The organism is Candidatus Foliamicus sp., assembly GCF_965221325.1.
In the GTDB taxonomy this organism is placed as follows: Bacteria; Pseudomonadota; Gammaproteobacteria; order Steroidobacterales; family Foliamicaceae; genus Foliamicus.
The window spans coordinates 1,604,354-1,627,965 of the sequence record NZ_OZ244880.1 but is presented as its reverse complement, the minus strand read 5'-3'; the positions used below and the strand labels follow the sequence as shown (position 1 = coordinate 1,627,965).

The 23,612-nt window shown below is 62.3% G+C and carries 14 protein-coding genes and 1 tRNA gene; 10 read left to right on the top strand and 5 right to left on the bottom strand.

What is annotated here, in order from left to right:
* Positions 1–35 precede the first annotated feature (35 nt).
* The 5 genes from scpA (at position 36) to ACWCOO_RS07110 (ending at position 7,894) form a co-directional block, all read left to right on the top strand.
* Positions 36–2,192, top strand: a complete 2,157-nt coding sequence (scpA, locus tag ACWCOO_RS07130) for a methylmalonyl-CoA mutase (RefSeq protein WP_446830307.1) — start codon at positions 36–38, stop codon at positions 2,190–2,192.
* Entirely contained in the window at positions 2,189–3,730 is a 1,542-nt protein-coding gene (locus tag ACWCOO_RS07125; protein ID WP_446830306.1) for an acyl-CoA carboxylase subunit beta, read from the top strand. Before scpA ends, ACWCOO_RS07125 begins: the two co-directional genes overlap by 4 nt.
* A 415-nt stretch (positions 3,731–4,145) precedes the next feature.
* Positions 4,146–6,176 (top strand): ATP-binding protein, encoded by a 2,031-nt coding sequence (locus ACWCOO_RS07120; protein ID WP_446830305.1) that lies wholly within the window; start codon positions 4,146–4,148, stop codon positions 6,174–6,176.
* Positions 6,173–7,498: a methylmalonyl-CoA epimerase gene (gene mce, locus ACWCOO_RS07115; protein WP_446830304.1), complete on the top strand. Its 1,326-nt coding sequence runs from the start codon at positions 6,173–6,175 to the stop codon at positions 7,496–7,498. The genes ACWCOO_RS07120 and mce overlap by 4 nt, the downstream gene beginning before the upstream one ends.
* Positions 7,499–7,510: 12 nt before the next feature.
* Positions 7,511–7,894 (top strand): DUF423 domain-containing protein, encoded by a 384-nt coding sequence (locus ACWCOO_RS07110; protein ID WP_446830303.1) that lies wholly within the window; start codon positions 7,511–7,513, stop codon positions 7,892–7,894.
* Positions 7,895–7,960: 66 nt separating this feature from the next.
* On the opposite strand, the gene ACWCOO_RS07105 is transcribed toward ACWCOO_RS07110, so the two are convergent.
* The 5 genes from ACWCOO_RS07105 to ACWCOO_RS07085 all read right to left on the bottom strand — a co-directional run bounded on the left by ACWCOO_RS07105 (position 7,961) and on the right by ACWCOO_RS07085 (position 12,985).
* Entirely contained in the window at positions 7,961–8,926 is a 966-nt protein-coding gene (locus tag ACWCOO_RS07105) for an ACP S-malonyltransferase (protein ID WP_446830302.1), read from the bottom strand.
* 11 nt (positions 8,927–8,937) lie between these two features.
* Positions 8,938–10,194, bottom strand: coding sequence for a valine--pyruvate transaminase (locus ACWCOO_RS07100; protein WP_446830301.1), 1,257 nt, complete (start codon positions 10,192–10,194; stop codon positions 8,938–8,940).
* Between the two features lie 163 nt (positions 10,195–10,357).
* Entirely contained in the window at positions 10,358–11,719 is a 1,362-nt protein-coding gene (locus ACWCOO_RS07095) for a lipid-binding SYLF domain-containing protein (RefSeq protein ID WP_446830300.1), read from the bottom strand.
* 166 nt (positions 11,720–11,885) lie between these two features.
* A tRNA-Pro gene (locus ACWCOO_RS07090) sits at positions 11,886–11,962 on the bottom strand.
* Positions 11,963–11,986: 24 nt separating this feature from the next.
* Entirely contained in the window at positions 11,987–12,985 is a 999-nt protein-coding gene (locus ACWCOO_RS07085; protein ID WP_446830299.1) for a polyprenyl synthetase family protein, read from the bottom strand.
* A gap of 90 nt (positions 12,986–13,075) precedes the next feature.
* Between ACWCOO_RS07085 and ACWCOO_RS07080 the strand changes: the two genes are divergently transcribed.
* The 5 genes from ACWCOO_RS07080 (at position 13,076) to ACWCOO_RS07060 (ending at position 23,603) form a co-directional block, all read left to right on the top strand.
* On the top strand, positions 13,076–15,199 hold the full coding sequence (locus ACWCOO_RS07080; RefSeq protein ID WP_446830298.1) for a prolyl oligopeptidase family serine peptidase: 2,124 nt from the start codon (positions 13,076–13,078) through the stop codon (positions 15,197–15,199).
* Between the two features lie 128 nt (positions 15,200–15,327).
* Complete coding sequence (locus tag ACWCOO_RS07075; RefSeq protein ID WP_446830297.1) at positions 15,328–18,342, top strand: TonB-dependent receptor; 3,015 nt, start codon at positions 15,328–15,330, stop codon at positions 18,340–18,342.
* Between the two features lie 12 nt (positions 18,343–18,354).
* Positions 18,355–19,101, top strand: a complete 747-nt coding sequence (locus ACWCOO_RS07070) for a FadR/GntR family transcriptional regulator (protein WP_446830296.1) — start codon at positions 18,355–18,357, stop codon at positions 19,099–19,101.
* A gap of 33 nt (positions 19,102–19,134) precedes the next feature.
* Positions 19,135–21,399 (top strand): polysaccharide lyase 6 family protein, encoded by a 2,265-nt coding sequence (locus ACWCOO_RS07065; protein ID WP_446830295.1) that lies wholly within the window; start codon positions 19,135–19,137, stop codon positions 21,397–21,399.
* A complete protein-coding gene (locus ACWCOO_RS07060) occupies positions 21,396–23,603 on the top strand; it encodes an alginate lyase family protein (protein ID WP_446830294.1) in 2,208 nt (735 codons plus the stop codon). Before ACWCOO_RS07065 ends, ACWCOO_RS07060 begins: the two co-directional genes overlap by 4 nt.
* Positions 23,604–23,612: the final 9 nt, after the last annotated feature.

Below are 23,612 nucleotides of genomic sequence, written 5' to 3'. Positions count from 1 at the left end.
TCGCAAATTCGACACCTCTTTACTTGCCGATTGAGATGGGTGAAACAAACACACCGCGCCCCGACTTGCCTTCCGAGTGGACGACTGTCGCGGAAAAAGAGCTGCGGGGCGCAAGCGCTGCCAGCCTGATCTGGGATACGCCGGAGGGCATTCCGGTGAAGCCGCTCTACACCGCGGCGGACCTTGAGGCGCTCAAACACGTTCATGCGCTGCCCGGAGCGCCGCCATATGTGCGCGGTCCGCGCGCCACGATGTATGCGGGCAGGCCCTGGACCGTGCGTCAGTACGCGGGTTTTTCGACCGCCGAAGAGTCCAATGCGTTCTACAAACGCAACATCGCCGCCGGCCAGACCGGCTTGAGCGTGGCCTTCGATCTGCCCACCCACCGCGGCTACGACTCCGATCACCAGCGCGCGCTGGGCGATGTGGGGAAGGCCGGCGTGGCGATCGACACCGTGGAGGATATGCGCCGGCTGTTCGACGGCATCTCGCTTGAACGCATGTCGGTGTCGATGACCATGAACGGCGCGGTGCTGCCGGTCATGGCCATGTACCTGGTGGCGGCCGAGGAACAGGGCGCCAAGGTCGAGCAGCTCTCCGGGACCATGCAGAACGACATTCTCAAGGAGTTCATGGTCCGCAACACCTACATCTATCCCCCGGCTGCGTCGATGCGGATCGTGGGCGACATCATCGCCTTCAGCTCCCGCAACATGCCGCGCTTCAATCCCATTTCCATATCCGGCTATCACATGCTCGAAGCGGGCGCCACCGCGGTGCAGGAATTGGGCTACACCTTGGCCGACGGCATCGAATACGCGCGCGCGGCCATCGCCGCCGGCCTGGATGTGGACGATTTCGCCCCGCGCCTGAGTTTCTTCTTCGGCATCGGCATGAATTTCTTCATGGAAGCCGCCAAGCTGCGCGCTGCCCGCCTGTTGTGGTCGGAATTGCTCACGGAGCAGTTTGCACCGCGCAATCCGCGCTCGCTGATGCTGCGCGCGCATTGCCAGACTTCCGGGGTCAGCCTCACCAGCCAGGACCCCCACAACAACATCATTCGCACCACGGTCGAGGCGCTGGCGGCGGTTCTTGGCGGTACGCAGTCGTTACACACCAACAGCTTCGACGAGGCGCTGGCCCTGCCCACCGATCATTCGGCGCATATCGCGCGCAATACGCAACTGGTTCTTCGCGAGGAGACCGGCGTGACCCGTGTTGCCGATCCCCTGGGAGGTTCGTACTATGTGGAAAGCCTGACTGCCTCGCTGGCGGCAGGCGCCCGCGAACTGATCCGTGAAGTGGAGGACCTCGGCGGCATGACGCGCGCTATAGAAGCGGGCGTTCCCAAGCTGCGCATTGAGGAAGCCGCGGCCCGGCGGCAGGCGCGGGTCGAACGCGGCGAGGATGTGGTGGTGGGGGTCAACCGCTACCAGGTTGCCCAAGAGGCCGAGGTGGAGTTGCTTGATATCGATAATCGCAAAGTGCGCGAGAGCCAGTTGCGGCGTATCGCCGAAGTGCGCGCGCAGCGCGACGAAGCAGCCTGCCGCGCGTCGCTGGAGGCACTCGGCAACGCCGCCGCGCAGGATGGCGTCAACCTGGTCGAGCCGGCGCTGCAGGCGGCACGCAGCCGGGCCACGGTGGGCGAAATATCGCTGGCGCTGGAACAGGTATTCGGGCGCCACCGGGCGGTGTCGCAGATGGTGAGCGGTGTCTATGCGGGCGCCTACGAGGGCGACCCCGAATTCGCTGCCTTGCAGCAGCGGGTGCGCGAGTTCGGCCAGCGGGAAGGGCGCCGTCCACGCATCCTGGTCGCCAAGCTCGGCCAGGATGGGCACGATCGTGGCGCGCGCGTGGTGGCTACGGCGCTTGCGGACCTGGGCTTCGATGTGGACATCGGGCCGCTGTTTCAGACGCCCGAAGAAGTGGCCCGCCAAGCGGTGGAGAACGATGTGCACCTGGTGGGAATATCCTCGCTTGCCGCGGGTCACCGCGAGCTGGCGCCGCGGATGATCGAAGCGCTGAGAGCCGAGGGCGCCGGCGATGTGCGCGTGGTGCTTGGCGGCATCATCCCCAAGCAGGACCGCGAGGCTTTACTTGAGGCCGGCGTGGCGCTGATTTTCGAGCCGGGTTCCAACATTGCTGCCGCTGCAGGCGACATGTTGTCCTTGCTGGAAGGAGACCAGGAATGAGCGAACGCGCCAAGATGCTCGAACGCCTTGAGGAATTGCGCGCCGCCTCGCGCGCCGGCGGTGGCGAAGCGCGCGTAAAGCGGCAGCACGACAGGGGCAAACTCACGGCGCGGGAACGCCTGGAAGTATTGCTGGACGCCGACAGTTTCGAGGAATGGGACGCTTTCGTCGAGCATCGCTGCAGCGACTTCGGCATGGATGGCCAGCGCATTCCGGGCGATGGCGTCATTTCGGGGCACGGGCGGATCAACGGACGGCTGGTGTTCGTATTCAGCCAGGATTTCACGGTGTTTGGCGGATCGCTCTCGGAGACCAATGCCCGCAAGATCTGCAAGGTCATGGATCAGGCCATGAAAGTGGGCGCGCCGGTGATCGGCCTGAACGATTCTGGTGGCGCGCGCATCCAGGAAGGGGTGTCTTCGCTGGGCGGCTATGCCGAAGTGTTTCAGCGCAACGTGCTGGCTTCCGGCGTGGTGCCGCAGCTCTCGCTGGTGATGGGGCCTTGCGCGGGCGGTGCTGTCTATTCGCCGGCCATCACCGATTTCATCTTCATGGTGCGTGGCACTTCGTACATGTTCGTGACCGGCCCCGACGTGGTGAAGACCGTAACGGCCGAGGAAATCAGCGCCGAAGCGCTGGGCGGCGCCGACACCCACAGCACTCGTTCGGGGGTAGCCGACCGGGCGTTTGACGACGATGTGGAAGCGTTGCGCATGGCGCGCTTACTCATGGGCTACTTACCGTCCAGCAATCGTGAGCGCGTCCCGCCGCGGCCCACCGACGATCCCGAAGACCGGGAAGAGCCTTCGCTTAACAGTCTGGTTCCCGCCGACCCGGCCAAGCCGTACGACATCAAGGAGCTGATCTACAAGACCGCCGACGAAGGCGAGTTCTTCGAGATGCAGCCGGATTACGCGCGCAACATCGTGACCGGGTTTGCGCGGCTTGGCGGCGAAACGGTGGGCGTGGTGGCGAACCAGCCTGCGGTGCTGGCAGGCTGCCTCGATATCGAGGCTTCGGTAAAAGGCGCGCGATTCGCGCGGTTTTGCGATGCTTTTTCGATTCCGCTGCTTACGCTGGTGGATGTGCCGGGATTCATGCCGGGTTCCCAGCAGGAATACGGCGGCATTATCCGGCATGGCGCCAAGCTGCTCTACGCCTACGCGGAAGCCACCGTCCCCAAGGTTACGGTCATCACCCGCAAGGCTTACGGCGGGGCTTACGACGTGATGTCGTCCAAGCACCTTCGTGGCGACGTGAATCTGGCTTGGCCCAGCGCCGAAATCGCGGTAATGGGGCCGCAGGGCGCGGTCGAAATCATTTTCCGCCAGGACCTCGGCGATGCAGACAAGATTGCCGCGCGCACCGAGGAATACCGGCGCAAGTTCGCGCATCCTTATGTGGCGGCGGGGCGGGGCTATATCGACGACGTGATCGAACCGCGTGTCACGCGGGCGCGACTGTGCCGCGCGTTCGCCATGCTGCGCAACAAGCGCATCCGTGATCCTTGGCGCAAGCATGGCAACATCCCGCTTTAGGGCTTGTTTATTCCCTGAAAGGAGCTTTGTTTGTTGTGCTCGGTGTGCTTCCTTGCCTCGCTTGTCCCCTTCCTGACGGGGGACGCATGAACTCATCCATGAGGCTTGGCTTCGCCATCCATGGCTCGCATACCCCCGTCAGGAAGGGGACAAGCGAGGCTTGGGTGTCGGGGTGAGGCTCGGCTTTGCCATCGCGGCTCGCATATCCCCTGCAGGAAGGGGACAAGCGAGGCTTGGGTGTCGGGGTGAGGCTCGGCTTTGCCATCGCGGCTCGCATACCCCTTGCAGGAAGGGGACAAGCGAGGCTTGGGTGTCAAGGTGAGGCTCGGCTTTGCCATCGCGGCTCGCATACCCTCTGCAGGAAGGGGACAAGTAAGGCTTGGGCATCAGGTTGTGATCTTGGGTTCGGGGTGAAATGAAGAAGCTGCTGATCGCTAATCGGGGGGAGATCGCCTGCCGCATCATGAATGGGGCGCGCGCGCTCGGTATTCGCAGCGTGGCTGTGTATTCGGATGCGGATGCGGAAGCCTTGCATGTGCGCACTGCCGATGAGGCAGTCTGCATCGGTGGCCTTACCGCTGTCGAGAGCTACCTTGACCAGGAAAAGATCATTGCTGCATGTCGGGAGAGCGGCGCCGATGCGGTGCATCCCGGATACGGTTTTTTGTCGGAGAATGCTGCTTTTGCTGCCGCCGTGGAGAAGGCAGGCATCGCCTTTGTGGGGCCTCCGTCCGAAGCCATCAGGCTCATGGGCGACAAGCTGGAGGCCAAGCGGATCGCCACCGCCGCCGGCGTTCCGACGATTCCGGGCCGCCCCGAGGCTCTCGATAGCGCCGAGGCCGCTGCCGAGGCCGCTGCATCGATCGGTTACCCGGTGCTGCTCAAGGCGCAGGCCGGAGGCGGGGGGCGGGGTATGCGGATCGCTCGCAGCGAGGCCGAATGCCGCGAAGGCTTTGAGCAGGCGGTGCGTGAGGCGCAAGCGGCATTCGGCGACGGGCGTGTTTTCGTGGAGAAATACGTGGAACGCCCGCGCCATATCGAAGTGCAGATACTGGCCGATGGGCACGGCAATGCCGTCTATCTCGGCGAGCGCGAATGCTCGATTCAGCGGCGCCACCAGAAAGTTATCGAAGAGGCTCCTTCGCCGTTCGTGACGCCCGAATTGCGCGCGGCCATGGGCGAAGCTTCGGTGTCGCTCGCCAAGGCCATCCAATATCGCTCCGCCGGAACGGTGGAATTTGTGGTGGACGCCGAGCGGAACTTTCATCTCCTGGAAATGAACACCCGGCTGCAGGTGGAACATCCGGTGACCGAGTGGGTTGCCGGCGTGGACCTGGTGCAATGGATGCTGCGCATAGCTGCCGGGGAGGCGCTGGATTTCGGGCAGGACGATGTGCGTCTGAACGGCTGGTCGATGGAAGCGCGTATCTGCGCGGAGGATCCGCAGCGGGGCTTTCTGCCATCCGCGGGACGGCTCGGCGTTTGGCGTCCTCCCGCCGCCGAGACGCATTCCATGCCGGCCGTCATGGACCCGAATGCGGAATGTTCGGGCGCCGCCGCCGTGCGTCTGGATGCGGGCGTGGAAGAGGGCGACGAGGCTTCGGTCTATTACGATTCGCTGATCGCCAAGCTGATTGTGTTCGGCGGTACACGTGATGAGGCGGCAGCGCGGCTGGCGCGCGCTCTCGACGAATTTGCGGTGTCCGGCCCCGCTACCAACCTCCTGTTCCTGGCGTCCTTGGCCAGGCGGCCCCGTTTCATTGCCGGTGATCTATCTACCGCCTTCATCACCGAGGAATATCCGGACGGCTTCGACCCCGAAGCGGATTGTCCGCGTGAAACGGCCGAGTTGCTGGCTACCGTTGCTGTTCTGGCTGAGGATCGCTGTGCGCGGAGCTTTCCGCGGGAATGGACCAAGGCGGTGGCTATTTCCAGCGGCAAGGAACAAGAACTGGCGCGCAAGTGGAGCGCTGACGGCCTGCTGCGCGTGCGTTTTGGCCGCAAAATCTACGCGCTGAGCAGCGGCTGGCGGCCGTTCGAGCCCGTGGCGCGCTGCGAAGTGCGACGTCCAGGCGAAAAGCCCAAGGATCACGAAGCAATGAGTTTCCGGTTGCAGCGTGACGGCCTCGACTTGATCGTGAGTCATGCCGGCTGGCAGCGGCGCTTTACTCTTTTGCCGCCGCGAGCTGCCCGGCTGAAACGGCGCATGGCCGCGCGGCCCAGAAAGTCCGGCGTTGGTGCGTTGCTTGCGCCGATGCCGGGGGTGCTCGTAAGGCTGCGCGTCGAGGAGGGCCAGACCGTCAAGGCAGGCGAGGAATTAGCCGTGATCGAAGCCATGAAGATGGAAAATAGCCTTCGCTCGCCGCAGGACGGCAAGGTCATGCGTATCGAGGTGAAGCAGGGCGACAATCTGCAGGCCAACCAGGTCATTCTTCACTACGAATGAACCAGGACCTGCAAGGCTTGGCGCAAGGCGTTGCTGCCGGCAACCGCCGCAGCTTGGCGCGGGCGCTGACCTTGGTGGAATCGGCGCGCGAAGCGGATCGTGCTGCTGCCGAAGAATTGCTTGCGCAATTGGGTTCGCAAGGGCGGCGCGCCGCGTGCATCGGCATCACCGGTTCTCCGGGGGTGGGTAAGTCCACGCTGATTGAACAACTGGGCCTGCGTTTGGTTGACTCGGGCCGGCGCGTTGGGGTTCTGGCGATTGATCCCACTTCGTCGCGCACCGGCGGTTCGATACTCGGCGACAAGACGCGCATGGCGGAGCTGTCTCGAAAGGCGGGTGTTTTTATCCGGCCGTCGCCGACGGGCTCCGGCTCGGGAGCGCTGAGCGCAAGCACTCGGCAGACCATTGCGGTACTGGCCTGCGGCCCATTCGATTTCCTGCTGCTGGAAACCGCCGGTGCCGGACAGGCCGATACCGATGTTGCCGATCTTGTGGATCTGCTGGTGCTGGTGCTTGCGCCCGGTGGCGGCGATGAGCTGCAGGGCATGAAGCGGGGGGTGCGCGAACTGGCGGATCTGATTGTGGTCAACAAGGCCGACGGCGAGCTGAGCAAACTGGCCAACTCCACGGCTGCCGACTATGCCCGCTCGATTCCCGACGCGCAGCGCGGCGAAATGGTTGTCTGTTGCTCGGCTCTGGAAGGAACAGGAGTGAGTGAGCTGGCGGAGAAAATTGTCGGGCTGGCGGAATCCCGTGTCCAAGGCGCGGCTGCCGGAAGCGCGAATGCGGCCGAGGCGGGCGCCAAGACCGGCGCAAAGGAGTCTTCGCCCACCAGCGCGGCAGACGCCAAGCCGCCAGCGCGAGCCGAGGTTGGCGAGACGGCGCCGGCGCAGCGGCGAACGGCGTCCGGCGATCTCGGGCGTCTGAACCACGTAGCTCTGGCCACGCCGGACCTGGAAAAAGCCACCGCCTTCTACCGCGATGTGCTGGGCGCCAAGGTGTCCGCCCCCAAGGCACTGCCGGAACACGGTGTAACCACCGTGTTTGTCCGCCTTCCCAACAGCGCTCTGGAACTACTCGAACCGCTGGGCGAGGATTCGCCGGTGGCGGCCTTTCTGCGCCGCAAGCCCGAAGGCGGAATGCACCACATCTGTTGCGAGGTGGACGACATTCTGGCCGCCCGCGACCGCTTACGCGAACGCGGCGTGCGAATTCTTGGCGACGGCGAACCGCGCATCGGGGCGCATGGCTTGCCGGTATTATTCCTGCATCCTAAGGATTGCTTCGGGGTGCTGGTTGAACTGGAGCAAAGCTCCGCATAGAGGGAGGTCGCTATGCATTTGATATTCGCGGTTTTGGGTACGCTGCTGCTGGCGGCATCGGTTTTCCTGGGAGCTTACGGAGAACACGGTCTCTATGAGGCGGGCGCTGCGCTGGACGAGGTGCGCGCCTGGGACTGGGCCAACCGGCTGCACGGCGCCCACGCGCTTGGTTTGCTGGTCGTAGCGGGGCTTTTGCGCCAGCAGCCGGAGAGCTTGTTTTACAAACTGACCGGCTGGCTGCTGATCGCCGGCATCGTGCTGTTCTCCGCTTCGATCTATCTCAAGATACTCGGCGGTCCCGACTTGGCGGCCTGGACTCCCTTCGGAGGAATGTCGCTTGCCGCGGCCTGGCTGTGCGCGACCGTGGCCGTATGGCGCGACTTCAGCGGCCGGTAGGATTTCTCCGGCGCCTCTTTTTTTCAGGGCGCCTTCTTTTGCGCGGCAAGTCAGGGAAAAGCGCGCCTACGCGGTCGCGGCGAAGGCTTCGGCGCTGGCGGTGTTGATCACCGCGTTGATGTCCACTTCGTGGCTGGCTCCACGGAAGTACTTCTTGAGAATTCCCTGCAGGTTGGGACGTTTCTCGGCGGGCGTTTCTCCGCGGCCGATGCCTCCGCCCAGTTCCAGGAATGAACGCGCGTGACTCTTCGCCGCCCAGTGCATGCATCCAATCCAGTTGACGGGATTGATGAGTTGGAAGAACAGCCGGGTGCGGATGGCTTCCGGCTCGGGCTCGTGAGGTCGTGCGGTGTAGTTGGACAGCACCGGATAGCGTGGTGGCGCAAATTCCGTGGCGTCGAGAATCTCTCGAAACTCTCTTGCCGCGGTTACCATCAGGTAAGTATGGAAGGCGCCTTCCGTGGCCAGCGGGGTGCCGCGTTTGCGCGGGTGGTTTTCAGACAGATCGGCCGCCAGGCGCTCAAGGTCCGCGTGTGTACCGCCGATGACGGTCTGGCTCGGCAGGTTCAGGCCGGCAATCTGGCAGCAATGACGGTCGGCAAGTGGCCGCGCTTCCTCGGCGTCCATGGCAAGCGCCAGCATTCCGCCTTCGCCATGCTCTCCCATGAGCCGTCCACGCTCGCTAACCAGACGCAGGGCATCCTCGAAGCGCAGAGCGTTGGCTGCCACCAGCGCGCTGTATTCCCCGAGGCTGTGCCCGGCGGCTGCCATTGGCTTGAGCGGGCCGCCGGCCTGGGATTCAGCCACTCGCAAGCAGGCAATGGAGTGTGTAAGCAGAGCCGGCTGGGTATATCGGGTCAGGCCGATACGCTGCTGAGGGTCCGAGAAGCTCAACTCGCGCATGTCGTAGCCGAGTGTTTCACCAGCCTGGTCATAGACATCGCGGGCCGCCGAGAATGCGGCGTAGATGTCGCTGCCCATCCCGGCGTATTGGGCACCCTGGCCCGGGAAAATCAGCATCAGGTCTTGCATGGGATATTCCTTCAGGCAGCTCGCGCCTGCAGGCGCACGGCTTCTTCGCCGATAATCTTCAAGCCCTCGAAAACGCTTTCGGCCTTACCGCACACGTTGACTCTTATGCATTCGCGCGTATGCGCCCAGGGCCCGCGCAGTCCCGGGAAGAAATCGTTGCCGGACAGGATCATTACGCCGCGCGCCTTGAGTTTGTTGTAGAGGACCCGATTATCGTTGAGGCCAGGAAACCAGAGCCAGAGAAACATCGACCCTTCCGGTTTGTGGATGCGGTAATCGCACGCGGAGAGGGTTTCGTGGCAAAAGCCCACGGCCTCGGTAACCTTGCGCTGGTAGAACGGCTTGATCATCTCGCGCGCAATGCGTAGCAGCTCCCGGTTCTCCAGCAAAGGCGCTACCAACGCCGCCCCCGCCGCGCCCACCGCGAGTTGCGTCAGCGCATTAATGCGGCCGAGCATTTCCGTTACCTCCTCGTTGGCGATCACGATCCCGGTGCGCAAGGCGGGCAGTCCGATTTTCGAGAGGCTCATGGAGAGAATGGTGTTCTCGTTCCATTGCGGAGTGGCATCCACGTAAATCATGCTCGGGAAGGGCAAGCCGTAGGCGTTGTCCACGATCAGCGGCGCCTTGCGTGCTCTCGCTACCCTGTCCAGTTGCGCAAGCTCGCTTTCGCGGATCACGTTGCCGGTGGGATTGGTGGGACGCGACACGACGATGGCGCCCATGTCCTCCACGTCTTCGAGTCCGTCCATGCGCAAGCCGTACTTGAACTGCCGATTGGGCAATTCGTGAATGATCGAGCGCCGCGAGGCCATGAACTGGGGGTTGGCGATCAGCCCGGTGTAGCCGATGTATTCCGGACACAGCGGAATGATGATGCGCCGGCGCCTGCCTTTCGGGCCGATGCCGCCGAACAGGTTGAAAAGGAAATAGAACCCGAGTTGGCTGCCCGGAGTGAGGGCTACGTTGTTTGCTGTGAGCGGCCAGCCATACTCGTCGCGCAACAGGTCCGCCAAGGCTTCGCGGAACCGCAGATCGCCTAACGGTTCCGAGTAGATCGAAGCCATATGGTCGAAGCGCTTCGGATCCGCGGCGATCTTCGCCAGCTCCGCCCGGAACGCGTCGGCCACTTCCGGAATAATTGCCGGATTGCCGCCACCCAGCCGATAGACGGTATCGACGCCGGGCGGAATGCGCGACATGTCTTCCATCAATTCCTTGGCGCCACTTTGGGCGTTGAATATGCGGGCGAAATTGGAGAACTGCATCAGAGCAACCTCGGCAATTTGTATGTTGTGTGTTCGGCTGGTCGGAAATCTAGCTATTACCTGGTTCAATCAACCTTTTGCGAAAGGCGTCAATATCTTGTATTCGGAACGCGCAGAATAGCATAGCGCCTGCGCGCGGCGCCGGCATTGGTCCTTCGGTGAATCAGGAGCTCGGTAGGCAGGGTTCGATTGAGGACTGCAGCCATTCCTGTGGCCACTCGGAAGGCGAAGGCGGGCCTAAGGAGCGCCCGTCGTGGGCTGCGTTTCCAGCCGCCTGCAAGGGTTCTGCTTCAGTTGGCTCGGAGGGCAGGGGGAGTTGCAGGACGGGGCGATGCTGCTGTTCGGATACCTCAATCCACTCGCTGTTGCCGGAGGCGTACTTCGCCGGCTCGGAAGAGGAGGAACCTGCATTGGGAAGCGCGGCGTCTAACACTCTCTTGCCCAAATTTGCCGCCAATTGGGTCTTTTCCACGTCGGGGTTGTTGCTCAAGGCATGGTCGGCCAGACTTCCGGCGCCGCTTAAAACCGCTGCGCGAGCGTCATCCGAAAGCGCAAGGTCTGGGCGCGCGTTGCCGGATTCAACTCCGCCCGCATTCAAACTGTTGGCAGCTAGTTTCTCGTCCTCCAGGGTAATCCATTCACCTGCGGCGGGTTTCTCATGCAGCGCATTGCTCACCAACTCGGAAGCGCTCAATGTTTGAGGTGTCTTTGCTGCCGCCGCGAGATTGTGTTTCGCGCCGGATCTCAAAGCCACGGTGTCCACCGGGAGCACCGAAGCGCCGCTGTTGTTGGAATCCAGGTCCTTGGCGGTTTGCTCTTCGCTGCTGGATGTTTCACTTGCAGCGAGCGGGGGCACGGATTCCATCAATACAATCTGGAAATGCTGCGCCACTGCGGGCGTTTCCACATCGGTATCCTCAAGGAGCGCTTGCCCGTCGAGTCCTATGGCGTCGTTGTAAAACTCCACGTTGGCGTTCTTGTCCACGCGCAGCACACCGCCTTCCAGTGCGACGCCCGCGAAAAGGCCCTTGGAACGCGCCACTGCCACGACCTGGTTTTCGAGTTTGTTATCGGTTCCGGCGCCGGCGCTGCCTCCAAGCTCGCCCGCCGCATACCCGGCATCGGCGCCAATTGCGAACTGGCCACCAGAAATCGCTTCAACGGCCTTGGGATCCTTGAACACAAGGAGCAGTTGCGACATCGATATGCCGAACTGCAATCCGAAGCTCCCGCTGGTGAGGCGCACGAAAGCCGGTTTGCTCCAATCTCCGGATTCCATACGCTGAGCCAGAACGCCGCGTCCATGCTTCACGCCGCCCACCAGGCCCACGTTGACGAACTCGGGAAATACAGCCACGGCATAAGCGTTTTCCAGTACGCCGGGCGGTTCCTCGTCGAGCGAACCCCGTATCTCCTGAAGAATGGATGCGGCATGCATCATCCGGTCGTCGAGCGTCTTGTCGGCAAGCCCCGGAGCTGCTAACAGGAAAAGACTCCATCCAAGCACCGATTTGCGAATCATCATTGCCCCCAAGACTGGCATTTCAGATTAGGCAAATATACGTTATTTCATGCATTTGTCAATGTTTCTTTTAGAACCATACAAATGCCAGCCATGGCTCCCCAATCCCTCTTGCGGCGAAGCCTTCCGAAATGCGCACACCTCAGCGGCGGACGGCAAACCGGATTTATGGTCGGGGTGACTGGATTTGAACCAGCGACTCCTGCCACCCGAAGACAGTGCTCTACCAGGCTGAGCTACACCCCGACCGAAAGGTGGCGAAACCGGAGGCTAATATGCGCGCTGTGCCGCGAAACGAGCCAGCGACTCCAGTACGTCGCGAAATTTCGAATCGGGCAGGGGCGCCAAGGCCTCCACGGCGCGCCCGGCGGCTTCTCCGGCGCGCTTGGCGGCGTATTGTAGCGCCCCCGTCGATTCGATCGCTTCCATTACTTCGGGCAGTTTTTCCAGGCCACCGGTGCGCACGGCCGTGTGCAGCGCTGCCTGCTGCGCTGGCGAACCGGCATGCATCGCATGGATGAGCGGCAGCGTTGTTTTTCCTTCCTTGAGGTCGGTGCCCACGTTCTTGCCGAAAGCCGCTTCGCCGCCGGAGTAGTCGAGCACGTCGTCGGCGATCTGGTACGCCATGCCCAGTTCAACCCCGTAGGCGGCTGCGGATCGCTCCAGATCGGAGCCCGCTCCGGCCAGAATGGCGCCGATCTGTGCGCATGCCTCGAACAGCGACGCGGTCTTGCGGCGGATCACTTCCAGGTACTGCTCCTCGGTAACCGCGACTTGCTTGAGGTTCATCAGTTGCAGAACCTCGCCTTCGGCGATCCTGTTGGTAGTGGTCGCCAGCACTTCCACGGCTCGGTCGGTCTTGAGGGTTGCCACAATCAGTTCGAAAGCACGGGAATAGAGAAAGTCGCCCACCAGTACGCTGGCCGCCGGCCCGTGGAGGACGTTGGACGCAGCGCGCCCGCGGCGCAATTCCGCGTCATCGACCACATCATCGTGCAGCAGGGTCGCCGAGTGGATGTACTCCACGATCACGCCCGCGCGCACCTGCGGGCCGCCAGGCGGACAACCCAGGGCGCGCGCCACGAGCATCAGCAGCATGGGCCGTATGCGTTTTCCGCCGGCGTTCAGGAGGTATTGCGCTACGCGCCCAACCAGCGGCACATCGCTGCGCAAGTGTTCGTAGATGAGCCGGTTCAGCAGGTTCCAGTCCTTGCCGACGAGGCGCAGCGCCTGCCTGAATACCTCGGCTTGGGTCACCGCACCAATCATATCAACATGCCTGCTCGCCTGCCGTGGGTTTCAGAGGGCTGCAGGTTAGAATCTTGCCGCTCACCGCCCATACAACACGAGTTACTATCCATGCGCACAACCGTTATTTCCCTTGCCGCCGTGCTCCTTGCCGGAGCTTGTGGTCCCGCAGAGCAAGCGGGGCCGGACTATCCCCGTTCGAAGCTGTCCGATCAGCGCGACGATTATTTCGGCGTCGAAGTGACCGATCCGTACCGCTGGATGGAGGCGTTGGATTCCGAGGAAACCGACGCCTGGGTGGCTTCGCAGAATGCTTTGTCCGATCCGTATCTGGAAGGTTTGCCGCTCCGCGAGACCTTGCGGGAGCGGCTCACCGAGGTGTGGAACTATCCCCGCCGCTCTGCTCCGTGGCGTCACGGGCCCTGGTATTTCGAGCTCCGCAACGACGGTCTGCAGAACCACAGTGTGCTCTATGTGCGCGCGGGGCTCGACGGGGAAGCGCGCATTCTGATCGATCCCAATACTTGGACGGAGGACGGCACGGCAAGTCTGGCCGGTCGCTCAGTGAGTCCCGAAGGGCGCTATATCGCCTATGCCAGGTCCGAGGGCGGTTCGGATTGGCGCGACTGGCAGGTGCGCGAAGTCGCTACTGGCCAGGATTTGCCCGACCGCATTACCTATACCAAGTTCACCGGAATTTCCTGGGCTTTGGACGAGGGCGGCTTCTACTACAGCCGCTATCCGGTGGACGACGAGGGGCGCGCCGACGACCAGAAGGCTGTGTCCGTCTATTTCCACACCCTCGGGACGGAGCAGTCCGAAGACCGTCTGGTTCTGCGCATGCCGCCGGATGAGGAGCGCAATGCCTATGCGTCCGTGACCGAGGATGGCGCATTCCTGATCGTAAGGCTTCAGGAGGGCTATCTGGCCAACGCCATCCACTACCGGCGCCTGGATGAGCCGGACTCGGACATTCTGCCCCTGCTGGATCAGTGGGACGCCCTTTATGGCTACCTGGCCAATGACGGCGATACGTTCTACTTTTCCACCAACAAGGACGCGCCGCGCCGCAAGGTCATCGCACTGGATGTAAACCGCCCCGAGGAATGGACGGAGATCATCCCGCAGGGCGAGAACGTGCTGGCAGGCATCAGCGCCGTGGGCGGACGCTTTATCGCTTCATACTTGCAGGACGTGCAGCCGCTGGTGCGGGTCCACGAGAGCGGCGGTGAGCTGGTGGAGACTGTCCAACTGCCTGGCGTCGGCTCGGTACGGGGATTCGGCGGCCGCTGGGACGATCCGGAGACCTTCTACACGTTTTCCGGCTTTACCGATCCCGGCGCCATCTACCGCTACGATGTCGGCACGGGCGAAAGCAGCCTCCATCATCGCACCGAAACAGCTATCGACGGCTCTGATTATCTTGCCAGGCAGGTGTTTTATTCCAGCAAGGACGGCACCCGCATTCCCATGTTCCTGGTGAGCCGCAGGGACCTGGAGGCGACCGGCGACCAGCCTACGTTGCTTTACGGGTATGGCGGATTCAATATTTCGCTGTTGCCGAGCTACAGCAGCGAGAGGCTGGCATGGCTGGAAATGGGCGGTCTGCTGGCCATCCCGAATCTGCGCGGGGGCGGCGAATACGGACGTGAGTGGCACTTGGCGGGAACTCGCGAGCGCAAGCAGAACGTATTCGACGACTTCATCGCTGCGGCTGAGTGGCTGATCGAACAGGGCTATACCATGCCCGGGCGCCTGGTAATCCAAGGGCGCAGCAACGGCGGTCTCTTGGTGGGTGCGGTCATGACGCAGCGTCCGGATCTATTCGGAGCGGCGCTGCCGGGCGTGGGCGTTCTCGACATGCTGCGCTATCACACCGCCAGCGCCAACGCGCGGGCCTGGGCCGACGATTACGGCCTGTCGGAAAACGAGGCGGATTTTCGCGCCCAGTATGCCTATTCGCCCGTGCATCGCGTGGCCGATGGCGTCTGTTATCCGCCCACGCTGGTAACCACCGGAGATCACGACGACCGCGTGGCGCCCTGGCACAGCTACAAGTTCGCGGCGGCGTTGCAAAAGGCGCAAGGTTGCGCCAATCCGGTGCTGATCCGCATCGAGACGCGGGCCGGTCATGGCGCCGGAACGCCTACCTGGATGCGTATCGAAGACATCGCCAACCAGTTCGCTTTTGCGGCCGAAGCCATCGGATGGGCTGGGCAGGCAACCGCAGAGTAGCAGGCAGGAAGCATTGGTCTCACAGCTTTGGTCTAACAGATTTGAACTAACAGGAGCTACAAAAAGGGTTGGACTGATCCCAAGCATTTGGTATATTCCCCTTTCGCAATATGGCTTGGGGAGGCAACATGCGGACAAACACGACACACACGCCTTGCAGGCGGCGCATACGGGCTGCGGTTTGCGTTGGTTTTGGGGCCGCGCTGATTGCGATGCCGGGCTTGGCTCAGGATGTGCCGAACGACGACGAGATCGCGGCTGACTCGCCTGTCGAAGAGATCGTAGTGACCGGCACCCGGGGTGTCATTCGTACCTCGATAGAGGAGAAACGGCTGTCCGATACGGTTGTCGAGGCCTTGTCCACGGAGGACATCGGCGACATACCGGCGCTGTCCATCGGCGAAGCGCTGGAAACGCTCACCAGTGCGGCCTCGCACCGCGAGCAGGGCGGCGCCACGGAAATATCGATTCGCGGTATGGGGCCGTTTCTGGGCTCCACCGTGGTCAACGGGCGCGAAGCCACCAACGGCAGCGGCGATCGTTCCGTGAACTTCAGCCAGTTTCCCTCGGAGCTGTTCAACAAACTGCTGATCTACAAGACCCAGGAAGCCAGCCTCATCGAGGGCGGGGTGTCCGGGCAGATATGGCTGGAGACGCTCAAGCCCCTGGAGTACGGCAAACGCAGAATTCAGGCCGAGATCAAAGGCAGCAACCATCCCGACAACTCGGACATCATCGACAACGAGCGGGAGTGGGGCAGCCGCACGACCTTGAGCTATATCGACCAGTTCGACTTGCCGGACGGCGGCAATTTCGGCATTTCCCTCGGCTTTCAAAAGCGGCTGGGAACCAACCCGGAGCAGGAGTTCCGCACCACCAGCGGTTGGCGCGACTGCCGCAACGACATTGGCGTTAATGGCGGCGTGGGCCGAACCTCCAGCGGCAACTGCGACAGCGGCGCCGGGAACCTGAACAGTACCGTCAATCCGGACACCGGGATGGCGCCGGACGCGGGGGCGCCCTTCATTTTTGTGCCCAGTTCGCGGTCATTCCGCCAGAACATTACCGATGACGACCGCGAGAGCGTGTTCGGCGCCTTCCAGTGGCAGCCCAGCGACCGGCTCGATATCAACTTCGACATGCAGGTTTCCGACCGCACCTTCACCGAAGTGCGCAACGATCTTTATTTCTCCGAGCAGCGCCGGATCATTCCCGGCCTCACCCCTGAAACGCTGATCGCCGCACCCACCGGGGAGGTTTCGCTGTTCGAGACCATCGGCCGGATCGAAACCCTAAGCACCTACCAGGAGCGGATCGAGGACTATTCAGGCGCTGGATTGAACCTGGGATTCCAGGCCAGCGATCGGTTGTATCTGTCCTTCGACGTGTCCTACTCTGATACCTCGCGGCGCGAGAACATCATCCATACGCGGCTGCAGTCGGAGCCCCGCGACATCTTCGGCAACGACACGCCGGCGGGTTCGGACCGCGTGTTCACGTCCATCCAGATACCGGGTGGTGGTTCCGTCGTGCCGCTGGTTACGGTGCAGAATTTCGATGTGACCAATCACGACCTGTATGCGGACTCGGCCCGCACTCGTGTTGACCTCAACCAGTCGCGCGACAACACCATCAAGGCGGCCCGCGGCGATCTCGAGTTCGAGGTGGATTGGGGCAGAATCAACAGCATCGAGAGCGGTGTCCGCTATTCCGAGCTGGAGTACGTCAGCTTCCCCAGAGCGCGTGACACTTACAATCATCCCGATAGCGCCATACAGGGCGCCAGCCTGGCATGCCGCAACGAGCGGTTTCCCGAGCCCGGGTTCCTGTCCGAGCCCAGCAACGGCCAGAACCTGATCACCAACGTCGACGCGGATGGCAATGTCATACCCGACGGCACCGGCAGCGCTTACGCTACTTTCGATCCGCTTTGCCTGGTACGGGAGTTTCTCGGAGAAGTGCCCGCCATTCCGTCTCCGGGTCAGTCGGTGAGCAACATTGATGTGGAGGAGAAGACCTTGGCCGCCTATGTGCAGTTCAATTACGAGGACCAGTGGAGCGGCAAGCCGGTGCGGGGCAATTTCGGGCTGCGCGTGGTTTCGACCGACGTGAATTCGACAGGGTTGCGGACGGTATTCACGACCGTCGCCGAGCCCGATGGAACTATCAGCGTTGTGGAGGATTCCAGCACCTTCCAGTCCGTGGTCGGCGGCGAGCGCTACACGGAACTGCTGCCAAGCGTGAACCTGGTCGTGAACTGGCAGGATGATTTGCTGCTGCGCGGCGGCGTGTATCGCGGATTATCCCGCCCGGACCCGGCCGATCTCGGTTTTGGACGTGCGCTGAGCGTGGATGACGACGATGATCCCACGTCGATCGCCGACCTGGTGGGCCGGGCGAGCGCTTCCGGCAACCCGGACCTGGAGCCGTTGACGTCCTGGAACGCCGATGTCGCTCTGGAGTGGTATCCGAACGATGACTCCATTCTGGCCCTGGGCGTCTATTACAAGCGCTTCCTCGGCGGTTTCGAGAATACCCAGCGGGTGGAGCAATTCACGATTGACGGGCAGCCGTTCAACGCCGACGTCACCACCATGCGCACCGACGAGGATTCAAGCACGCTCACCGGCTTTGAATTGACCGCGGCGCACTCGTTCAGCTATCTGCCCGGATTGCTGAGTGGACTGGGCGCGAAGCTGAGCGTGAACGTGGCGGATTCCGATTTCGAGTTCGAGGACGCCAACTTCGGATCGGCTCTGGTGCTCGATGAGGCAGGTAATGTCGTCTCGGAACGTGTCGGTTTCGTGGAGCCGGCCAATTTGTTCGGTTTTTCCGACTCGGTGATTTCCGCGCAGCTCTACTACCAGCTCGCGGCTCTCGACGTGCAACTCATCTACAAGTCGCGCAGCGATTACTTCCAGCAATTCATCAGTACTCCGGGAAACATTCGCTACATTGCGGACAACGAGGTGCTCGAGGCGCGCGTAACCTACGAAATTACCGACAACGTTACGCTGCGGGTGGAAGGCATCAACCTGCTGGACGAGCCTCGGATTCAATACAATCCCACGCCGAACAACCTCGCCGAGGTGAACAGTTACGGTCCGCGCTTGTTCGTGGGTCTGCGGGCCAAGTTCTATTGAAACAGCGGAACCATGAAGGAACAGCGGCTTTATGAGACCGTCGCGCAAAGGATTGCGCAGCGAATAGCAGAGGGCGTATACCCGCCCGGCACCCGCTTGCCGGGCGAACGCGAGCTCGCCGAGCAATTCGATGTAAGTCGGGTCACGGTCCGACAGGCTCTCATTTCGCTGCAGGCGCTAGGGAAGCTGGAGGTTCGGCCCGGCTCGGGAGCGCACGTGCTGGACGCGGCAGGTTCTCAGGTGGACATGCTGCCCAGCGTGAGCGCGCTGGAGTTGACGGAGGCAAGGTCACTGTTCGAATCGGAGGTGGCCGCCCTCGCGGCGCCCGATATCAGCGATGAAACGCTGGCGCAGCTCGAGCAGCTCATCGAGGATATGAGTGACGGCGGCGATGGCGACTCGGATGCGGGGGAGCTCCCGGACCGAAATTTTCATTTGACCATTGCAGCCGCAGCAGGCAATTCGGTGCTCTATTACATCGTCGAGAAGCTGTGGAGAATGCGCATGGAATTGCCGCAGGTCAAGAAGGTGTACGACGCCGTTTGCTCGGAAGATCCGACGGAGCGCGGCAGGGAACACCGGGAAATTCTCGATGCGCTCTACAGCCGCGACCCTGCGCAGGCGCGGCTGGCGATGAGAAAGCACTTTACGCGGCTGCTGGAATCGATGCTCGACGTTACCGAGCGCAGAGCCATCAGGGACGTGCGTCAGAAGGCCAGCGAAAGCCGCGCCCGCTTCCTGAAGAGCGCCCGCATTTAGGGCCTGTAGGCCCAATCCGAAGCCTCCCGGCTCGTGAAGTGCATTCCAGGGTTTCGGGCGGCTCTGACCGCGTTCGTTGCGCTCGCCGCGGCCGGCGACGCAATCGCCGCCGAGACCCTGGTGCGCACCCGAGAGGAATATCGCGAGGCCTTGCAGGGCGCGCAGCCTGGCGATGCGATTGTTCTTGCCAACGGCGTATGGGAGGACTTCGAGATACTGTTCACCGGCAAGGGCCGGCCGCAACAACCGATTACCCTGAAAGCGGAAACCAAGGGGCAGGTCGTGCTCAGCGGCCAGTCCAATCTGCGCCTCGCCGGCCGGCACCTGGTCGTGTCGGGTCTGGTATTCAAGGACGGCTATTCGCCCACCCAGGCCGTAATATCCTTTCGGCGCACCAAGGGCGAGCCGGCCTATCACTCGCGAGTCACCGAAACGGTCATTGATCACTTCAGTAACCCGGAGCGCCATGAAACCGACTTCTGGGTGCTCATGTTCGGGCGCAACAACCGCTTCGATCACAACCACCTGGTAGGCAAGGGCAACGCTGGAGTCACCATGGCGGTGCGGCTGGATGGCGAGGAGAACCAGCGTAACCACCATCGGATCGACCATAACTACTTCGGCCCCCGGCCGATCCTGGGATCCAACGGCGGCGAGACGCTCAGAATCGGCACCAGCCATTACTCGCTCAGCGATTCGCTGACCGTTGTGGAGAACAACGTGTTCGACCGCTGCAACGGGGAAGTGGAGATCATCTCCAACAAGTCGGGCGGCAATATCTTCCGTGGCAACCTGTTTCTGGAATCGCAGGGCACGCTGACGCTGCGTCACGGCAACAACGCCGTGGTCGAAGACAACGTGTTTTTGGGCAACGGCGTTCCCAATACTGGGGGAATACGGATCATCAACAAGGGCCACCAGATCCGCAACAACTACCTTCAGGGCCTTACCGGCCGCCGCTTCGGGGCCGCATTCGTGATTATGAACGGGGTCCCGAATTCGCCGATCAACCGCTATCACCAAGTCGAGGATGTACGGATCGAGAACAACTCGATCGTCGAGTGCGGACATATTGAGCTGGGCGCGGGCAGCGATGAAGAGCGGTCGGCCGTGCCGCTTGATAGCGTGTTTCGTTCCAACCTGGTATTCAATCGGAGCCGGGAAAACGTCATTCGCGTGCATGACGACGTAAGCGGAATCGCCTTTGCCGCCAACGCCGCCAACGCTGTGGAGGAATTACCCCTGCAAGACGGCTTTACGAACGCCGCATTCGAGATGCAAGCGGCGCACAACGGGCTCAAGTATCCGGTCGGTGACCAACTTGCCTCCGTCGGCGTTCGGTCCGGCCTTCAAGTGCTGAACAGGGACGACACGGGTGTTGCCTGGTATCCGAAACCACCTCGAAATTCCGGCACGGAGGACGCTCCGGCCTCCAGTCAAGCGGAACGCCTTGCCTCCCAGGCGCCCAAGGCACCAATCGCCGTCAGTCCGGGCGAGGACGCATTGTTCGACGCCGTGCGTGGGGCCGAAGCGGGCGAGACTCTTGATCTGCTCCCTGGCCTCTACCGCGTCAGGAAGACTATTCTCATTGCGCGGCCGCTGCGCATAAGAGCGGCGCAGGGCCCTGGAACGGTGAGGCTGGAGTTCGAGCGCTCGGCGCTGTTCGAGCTTGATGATGGCGGGAGCCTCGCTTTGTCCGGCCTCGAGATTTCCGGCGCCGCCTCTCCCGATGTGGCCGGCAACGCGGTAATTCGCACCAGCCGTTACTCGATGGTGAGGAACTATGGCCTGGCTATTGAAGACTGCTCGGTAAGCGATCTTGATACCAATCATTCCTTCAATTTCCTGTTGGTGGCCAAGAACACCTTTGCGGATGCGATCCGCATCACGCGCTCCGAATTCATCGACATCACCGGCAGCGTAATTGCGCTTGGCAAGGAAGTTGACGACTTGGGCCGCTACAACGGCGAGGTTGTTTCGATTGTCGATAGCCGTTTCAGCAATATCGGCGGCGCTGTGGTGGACATCTACCGGGGCGGAACGGACGAGAGCACCTTCGGCCCCCGCCTCGAAATCCGTGCCAGCGTAATGGACTCGGTCGGGCATGGCGCGCGCAATAAAACCGGGGCGTCGGTACGCCTGCTGGGCGTACAGGTGGCCGACCTCCACGACAACGACTTCATCAACAGTCGGCCGATACACGTAACGCATACGGTCGGCGATCCGATAACGCGCATCGCAGGCAATCGATTTGCCGGTACGCCGGATCCGATTGTGAGCGAGGCCGCCAGGCCATGATGCGTCGCGTGCTAATCGTTCCGGCCCTGGCGGCGCTGGCATTCGGCGGCTGGTGCCAAGAAGGCGGGGCGTCTCACCCCCGCTTACTGCTGACTGCCCAAGATGTCGAGCGCATTACCGGCGCGATCCACGAATCGCCGAGCTTCATGCGCTCGCTGAACCTGACAAGGGCGCGCATCGACCGCTACTTCGCATCCCAACCCGACGTGCCGGAGCCTACCGATGCGGGCGGTGGCTATTCGCATGAGCAGCACAAGAGAAACGGGGTTGCGATCCGCGAGGCCGGAACCGTTTATCAGCTTACTGGCGCGGAGGGCTACGCGGGCCACGCGAAGTCCTTGCTTCTGGCGTATGCGGACATGTATCCGCGATTGGGCGAGCATCCGATGAGGAAGGAGCAGGCCCCCGGCAGGCTGTTCTGGCAGAACCTCAACGAGTCCGTATGGCTGGTTCATGCGATCCAGGGCTACGACGCGATCGTGGATACGCTTTCCAGTGACGAGAAAAACGCTATTGAACAACGCTTGCTGCGGCCCATGGCCGAATTTCTCTCGGTGGAATCGCCGCACACCTTCGACCGCATCCACAACCACGGAACCTGGGCGGTCGCCGCGGTAGGGATGACGGGATACGTGCTCAACGATCGCGCGTATGTGGAGAAGTCGCTATACGGGCTCGAACGCGACGGCAGTGCCGGGTTCCTGAGGCAGCTTGATCTGCTGCTCTCGCCCGATGGCTACTACGCCGAGGGTCCTTACTACCAGCGTTACGCATTGATGCCGCTGGTGGTTTTTGCCCGCAGCATCGAGAACAACAATCCGGAACTGAAGATATTCGAGTATCGCGACGGCCTGCTGCTGAAGGCGATCTATGCTTGCATCGAGCTTTCCTATGGGGGGCTGTTCTTTCCGATCAACGACGCGATCAGGGAAAAGGGGCTGGATACCGTCGAACTGCGCCATGGGGTGGCAATCGCTCACGCGCTTACCGGCGACCCAAGGCTAATTTCGGTGGCCGCCCGGCAGGGCAGCTTCGTCCTTACGGGCGACGGCCTTGCACTGGCGCAGGCGGCGGACCGCGGCGAGGGGCAGCCGTACGAACATCGATCCGTGCTGCTCAGAGACGGTCCGTCCGGCGAGCAGGGCGCCTTGGCCATTCTTCGCAACGGCGCGGGAAATGGTCACCAGGCGCTGGTGCTGAAGGCCACCGCGCAAGGAATGGGACATGGCCATTTCGACAAACTGCACTGGATCTTCTACGACAACGGCAACGAAATCGTGGCCGACTACGGCGCTGCAAGGTTTCTCAACATCGAAGCCAAGAACGGCGGCCGTTACCTGCCGGAAAACACGACCTGGGCCAAGCAGACGGTTGCCCACAATACGCTGGTCGTGGACGAACAGAGTCACTTCGGCGCCCGGCTCGACGTGGGCGAGCGCTTCCATCCGGAAATGTTGTTCTTCGGCAGCGAAGGCGGCATTCACGTCGCCGCTGCGTCCATGGACGGCGCGTACGCGGACATTTCCTTCAGTCGTACTCTCGCACTGCTGGACGGGGTGCTTGCCGACGGGCCTGTCGTAGTCGATGCTCTCAAGATTTCCGGCAGCGGGCCGCGGCAATACGATCTGCCTCTTCACTTCAAGGGTCACGTCATCGCTACTAACCCGCCGCTTCGCGCGATGCACGACAAGCTGCTACCCATGGGTAGCGCCAACGGCTATCAGCACCTCTGGCTGCGCGCGCAAACACAGGTGGCGGCCGACGAACTGTTTTCCATGACCTGGCTTGCCGGCGATCGCTTCTACACCTATTCGATTCAGGCGGAGGCGCCGCTGGAAATCCTGTTTGCAGAGCTTGGCGCGAACGACCCCCAACTCAGCCTGCGGCGCGAGCAGGCGCTGATACTGAGGCTTAATGACGCCGCCGACAGCGCCTTCGTTTCGACACTGGAAGTGCATGGGCAGTACGACGCGGCAGAGGAATCCACAGTCGCTAGCGAAGGGTCGATCACGGCCATCAAGCGCTTCAGCCACGATCGCCGCGACGTGGTGAAAATTGTCGGCAATCGGGTCGGCGAGCGGTTCCTGGGGTTGTCGTACAACTCCGCCGATTCGCTGGAGCATGCGGTGCGCATTGCGGGCCGGGAGTTCCGGTGGCGCGGCTATTTCGGTCTGTTCGATGAAAGCGGGCCCATTCGAAATTGATTCAGGAGG

Excerpts from the sequence above, each read along its gene's own strand:
- scpA (WP_446830307.1), top strand. The coding sequence starts at position 36 with ATGGGTGAAACAAACACACCGCGCCCCGACTTGCCTTCCGAGTGGACG.
- ACWCOO_RS07125 (WP_446830306.1), top strand. The coding sequence starts at position 2,189 with ATGAGCGAACGCGCCAAGATGCTCGAACGCCTTGAGGAATTGCGCGCC.
- ACWCOO_RS07120 (WP_446830305.1), top strand. The coding sequence starts at position 4,146 with ATGAAGAAGCTGCTGATCGCTAATCGGGGGGAGATCGCCTGCCGCATC.
- mce (WP_446830304.1), top strand. The coding sequence starts at position 6,173 with ATGAACCAGGACCTGCAAGGCTTGGCGCAAGGCGTTGCTGCCGGCAAC.
- ACWCOO_RS07110 (WP_446830303.1), top strand. The coding sequence starts at position 7,511 with ATGCATTTGATATTCGCGGTTTTGGGTACGCTGCTGCTGGCGGCATCG.
- ACWCOO_RS07105 (WP_446830302.1), bottom strand. The coding sequence starts at position 8,926 with ATGCAAGACCTGATGCTGATTTTCCCGGGCCAGGGTGCCCAATACGCC.
- ACWCOO_RS07100 (WP_446830301.1), bottom strand. The coding sequence starts at position 10,194 with ATGCAGTTCTCCAATTTCGCCCGCATATTCAACGCCCAAAGTGGCGCC.
- ACWCOO_RS07095 (WP_446830300.1), bottom strand. The coding sequence starts at position 11,719 with ATGATGATTCGCAAATCGGTGCTTGGATGGAGTCTTTTCCTGTTAGCA.
- ACWCOO_RS07085 (WP_446830299.1), bottom strand. The coding sequence starts at position 12,985 with ATGATTGGTGCGGTGACCCAAGCCGAGGTATTCAGGCAGGCGCTGCGC.
- ACWCOO_RS07080 (WP_446830298.1), top strand. The coding sequence starts at position 13,076 with ATGCGCACAACCGTTATTTCCCTTGCCGCCGTGCTCCTTGCCGGAGCT.
- ACWCOO_RS07075 (WP_446830297.1), top strand. The coding sequence starts at position 15,328 with ATGCGGACAAACACGACACACACGCCTTGCAGGCGGCGCATACGGGCT.
- ACWCOO_RS07070 (WP_446830296.1), top strand. The coding sequence starts at position 18,355 with ATGAAGGAACAGCGGCTTTATGAGACCGTCGCGCAAAGGATTGCGCAG.
- ACWCOO_RS07060 (WP_446830294.1), top strand. The coding sequence starts at position 21,396 with ATGATGCGTCGCGTGCTAATCGTTCCGGCCCTGGCGGCGCTGGCATTC.